Here is a 4,315-nt window from a genome sequence, read left to right as displayed (position 1 = left end):
GCCGGGCAGCGCCTGCAGGATGCGAGGCGGCTCGCCGCCGTAGAGCAGGGCGCCGCGCCCGTCTTCGATCCAGATGCCCAGGTGGCCGTGGCCGGCGCGCATGCCATCCAGGGCCGCGGCCAGCTCGTCCAGTCCGCCCGCGCCGCCCTGCATGTCGATCAGGTGCTCCACGAGCTCGGACTTGCCGCTGGCCTCGGTAATCTCCTGCCGCGCCACTTCGCGCTTGAGCGCCCAGAACAGCGTGGCGCCGGCGACGCTGGAAACCAGCAGGGCGATCGCGCCCAGCAGCAGCGTCAGCCGGGCCTGCATCGAGCCCATGCGCGGCGGCTTCATGGGCCGCGCGATTCCAGCACGTAGCCCATGCCCCGCACGGTGTGCAGCAGCTTGGCGGGGAAGGGATCGTCGAGCTTGCCGCGCAGGCGGCGCACGGCCACGTCGATGACGTTGGTGTCGCTGTCGAAATTCATGTCCCACACCTGTTCGGCCAGGGTGGTGCGCGACAGCACCTGGCCCTGGCGCCGCAGCAGCAGCGCGAGCAGGTTGAACTCCTTGGCCGTGAGGTCCAGCCGCTGGCCGCCCCGGGTGGCGCGCCGGCGGGCCAGGTCCAGCTCCAGATCGGCCAGGCGCAGCACCACCGGCTCCTGCGCGCGCCCGCGCCGCAGCAGCGCCTGCACGCGGGCCAGGAACTCGGAAAAAGCGAAGGGCTTGACCAGGTAGTCGTCGGCGCCGCCTTCCAGGCCGCGGACCCGGTCCTCGACCGCGTCGCGGGCGGTGAGCATGAGTATGGGCGTGTTCTTGCGGGCGCGCACCGAGGCCAGCACCTCGAAACCGTCCACCCCCGGCAGCATGACGTCCAGCACGATCAGGTCGTGGCTGCCTTCCAGCGCCAGGTGGCGGCCGTCGATGCCGTCGTGCGCCAGGTCCACGACGTGGCTCTGCTCCGACAGTCCCTTCTTGAGATAGCCGGCCAGCTTGGGTTCGTCTTCGATGACCAGGATGCGCATGGGCGGAAATGTACCACCCGGGCGGCCGGCGCGGCCGCTTCAGCCGGCGTCGCCGGCGATGCGCTCGGGCGGGAACCGCAGCGTGAACACGCTGCCCTTGCCGGGCTCGCTGCTGATGAGCAGCTCGGCATCGTGCCGCATGGCGATGTGCTTGGTGATGGCCAGGCCCAGGCCCGTGCCGCCCACGGCGCGCGAGCGGCCGCGGTCCACGCGGTAGAAGCGCTCCGTCAGCCGGGGCAGGTGCCGGGCGGCAATGCCGATGCCGGTGTCCCGCACGCTGTAGCGCGCGCCGCCGTCCTCGTCGCGCTCCCAGCGCACGGTGATCTCGCCGCCCTCGGGCGTATAGCGCACCGCATTGGTGAGCAGGTTGGAGATGGCCGAGGCCAATTCCGTTTCGGTGCCCACCACGTCCAGCGATTCGTCGATGTGCCAGCGCAGCGTGTGCCGTCCGCCGGACAGGGCCTCGATCTGCTGGCGGGCCTTTTCGAGCAGGGCGCGCATGTCCACGGGCCGCTGGTCGCCGCCGGGCGACGATTCCAGCGTGGACAGCGTCAGCAGGTCTTCGACGATGGCCTGCATGCGCTGCGCCTGCTCGTGCATCATGGCCAGGTATTGCGCGCGCTGCTCGGCCGGCAGCGCCTCGTCGGGCATTTCGCGCAGCGTCTCGAGAAAGCCCGCCAGCACGGTGAGCGGCGTGCGCAGCTCGTGCGAGACGTTGGCCACGAAATCGCGGCGCGTGGTTTCCAGCCGCTCGATCTGCGTCACGTCGCGCGTGATGAGCAGGCGCTGATTGCTGGCGTAGGCCGTGAGCTGCATCATCATGAGCCGCTCCTGGCCGTTCTGCCCCAGGCGCACGAGAATGGGCTCGGGCCACGAGCCCCGGTGCGCGTACTCCACGAACTCGGGGGCGCGCAGCAGGTTGAGCAGGTTGTGCCCGCGGTCGGCGGGCAGGCGCAGGCCCAGGTGCTGGCGCGCCATGCGGTTGCACCAGTCGATCTGGAAATCCTCGTTCATGGTGACGGCGCCGTCGGGCAGGGCCTGGGCGGCCGCCAGCATGCCCTGCATGGCGCGCTGGGTGTCGGCCAGCTCGCGGGCGCGGGCGCGCGTGTAACGGTAGAGCGGCGCCAGGATGTCGTCCCAGGGGCCGACCGAGGCCGGGGGCGCGGTATCGGGGTGGCGCGCCCAGTACGACACTTTCTGCAGCCGCCAGCTGCGCCAGAACAGCATGGCGACCAGCGCCGAAGCGAAGACGATCCAGCCGGCTGGCTCTCCGATGAGCCAATGCGCGGCGAGCGCGGCCAGCGCCCACAGGGCGACCAGGAAAAGCGTGCGCAGCCAGATCATCGAAAGCGGCGTGTCAGCGCGTCGGGAGCTGGGCCGTGAAACGGTAGCCGCTGCCGCGCACGGTTTCCACGTGCGCGTCGTGGCCGGTGGGTTCGAGGGCCTTGCGCAGGCGGCGGATGTGCACGTCCACCGTGCGTTCCTCCACGAAGACGTGGTCGCCCCAGACCTGATCGAGCAGTTGCGACCGCGAGAAGACCCGCTCGGGGTGGGTCATGAAGAAATGCAGCAGCCGGAATTCGGTGGGGCCGATCTGCAGGGCCTGGCTGTTGCCCGAAAGCCGGTGCGTGACCGGGTCCAGCTTCAGGCCGCCCACGTCGATCACGTCGTCGGTGAGCTGGGGCGCGCGGCGGCGCAGCACGGCCTTGATGCGGGCCATCAGCTCCTTGGGCGAGAAGGGCTTGGTGATGTAGTCGTCGGCGCCGGCCTCCAGGCCGTCGACCTTGTCCTGCTCGGAGCCCTTGGCCGTGAGCATGATGACCGGCACCGCGCGCGTGCGCTCATCGTTGCGCAGCTTGCGCGCCAGCGCCAGGCCCGAGGTGCCGGGCAGCATCCAGTCGAGCAGGATCAGGTCGGGCAGTTCGGCGCGGATGAGCGTCTGGGCCTGGTCGGCGTCGAAAGCGCGCAGCACTTTGTGCCCGGCAAACGACAGGTTGACCGCGATGAGTTCCTGGATGGCGGGTTCGTCTTCGACGACGAGTATGGTGCTGGACATGGCGGAAATTGAAACATCTCGAAGCGCCGGCGCGGCGCGAACGTTGCGATAGTATGGCCGCAATATTTCAGGTATGTGACCGCCGCCCGGGCGTTTTGCGCGCCGGTTCGCGCCCGGTTCCCGCCCGATAGGCTACCATTTCACGATATATCGGGAACACACCATGCAAAACCCCTCCGAACCGCAACAATCGGCGGATGCCGCCGGCTCCACGCATTTCGGCTTCCAGACCGTCCCTGAAAGCGAAAAGGCCCGCAAGGTGGCGGAAGTCTTCCATTCGGTGGCCCAGCGCTACGACATCATGAACGACTTCATGTCGGCGGGCCTGCACCGGGTATGGAAGGCCTTCACCATCGGCCGGGCGCCGTGCGTCCGGGCATGAAGGTGCTGGACATCGCCGGCGGCACGGGCGACCTCGCGCGCGCCTTCGCCAAGCGGGCCGGCCCCACCGGGGAAGTCTGGCTCACCGACATCAACGATTCCATGCTCCGGGTGGGGCGCGACCGCCTCACCGACGACGGCCTGCTGTTGCCGGTGGCCGTCTGCGACGCCGAGCGCCTGCCATTTCCCACGGGCTATTTCGACCGCGTCAGCGTGGCCTTCGGCCTGCGCAACATGACGCACAAAGACCGCGCCCTGGCCGAGATGACCCGGGTGCTCAAGCCGGGCGGCAAGCTGCTGGTGCTGGAATTCTCGCGCATCGCCAAGCCGCTCGCGCCCGCCTACGACTGGTATTCCTTCAACGTGCTGCCCTGGCTGGGCCGCAAGATCGCCAAGGACGAGGCCAGCTACCGCTACCTGGCCGAATCCATCCGCATGCACCCCGACCAGGAGACGCTGGCCGACATGCTGCGCACGGCGGGACTGGAGCGCGTCCAGTACTTCAACCTCACGGCCGGCATCGCCGCGCTGCACGAGGGCGTAAAGCTGAGCTGAACCCCGTTCGTCCACGGACAGGCCGCGCACCCGCAAGGGAACTTGTGGGGGGACGCCTTGTCCGTTATTCTTACGCCATTCAGATTTCTGTAAGAATACTTCGTCCCCCAAAAAGGCGGGCGCAAGCACGAGGGAGCCCCTATCTATGTCGAAGATCTGTTTTTCGCGGTTTCTGGCCGCGGCGCTCGTCGCCGTCGCCGGCACGGCAATGGTGACCGCATCCTTTGACGCCGAAGCCCGGCGCATGGGCGGCGGCGCCAGCGTGGGCCGCCAGTCCACCAACATCACCCAGCAGCGCCAGGCGGTTACGCCGCCGGCC

Annotated in this window: 3 protein-coding genes and 3 pseudogenes; 2 read left to right on the top strand and 4 right to left on the bottom strand. The window is 69.0% G+C overall.

Annotated features, from left to right (window positions below; translation table 11 throughout):
* From AD428_RS23420 to phoB, 4 genes and pseudogenes are all read right to left on the bottom strand, one after another.
* A pseudogene (locus AD428_RS23420) lies at positions 1-333 on the bottom strand (two-component sensor histidine kinase); the annotation flags it as partial.
* Positions 330-1,004 (bottom strand): heavy metal response regulator transcription factor, encoded by a 675-nt coding sequence (locus AD428_RS23415; RefSeq protein ID WP_053246746.1) that lies wholly within the window; start codon positions 1,002-1,004, stop codon positions 330-332. The pseudogene AD428_RS23420 and the gene AD428_RS23415, both read right to left, overlap by 4 nt.
* Positions 1,005-1,043: 39 nt before the next feature.
* A complete protein-coding gene (gene phoR, locus AD428_RS23410) occupies positions 1,044-2,348 on the bottom strand; it encodes a phosphate regulon sensor histidine kinase PhoR (RefSeq protein WP_053246745.1) in 1,305 nt (434 codons plus the stop codon).
* Between the two features lie 13 nt (positions 2,349-2,361).
* Entirely contained in the window at positions 2,362-3,060 is a 699-nt protein-coding gene (gene phoB / locus AD428_RS23405) for a phosphate regulon transcriptional regulator PhoB (RefSeq protein WP_053246744.1), read from the bottom strand.
* 163 nt (positions 3,061-3,223) lie between these two features.
* Here phoB and ubiE point away from each other — a divergent pair.
* Positions 3,224-3,996, top strand: a pseudogene (gene ubiE, locus AD428_RS23400) (bifunctional demethylmenaquinone methyltransferase/2-methoxy-6-polyprenyl-1,4-benzoquinol methylase UbiE).
* A 145-nt stretch (positions 3,997-4,141) separates the two neighbouring features.
* A pseudogene (locus AD428_RS26590) lies at positions 4,142-4,315 on the top strand (Tim44 domain-containing protein); the annotation flags it as partial.

The sequence above is a fragment of the Achromobacter sp. DMS1 genome, from assembly GCF_001270295.1.
Note: the sequence above shows the minus strand (reverse complement) of the source record. Positions and strands in the feature narration are given on the sequence as shown.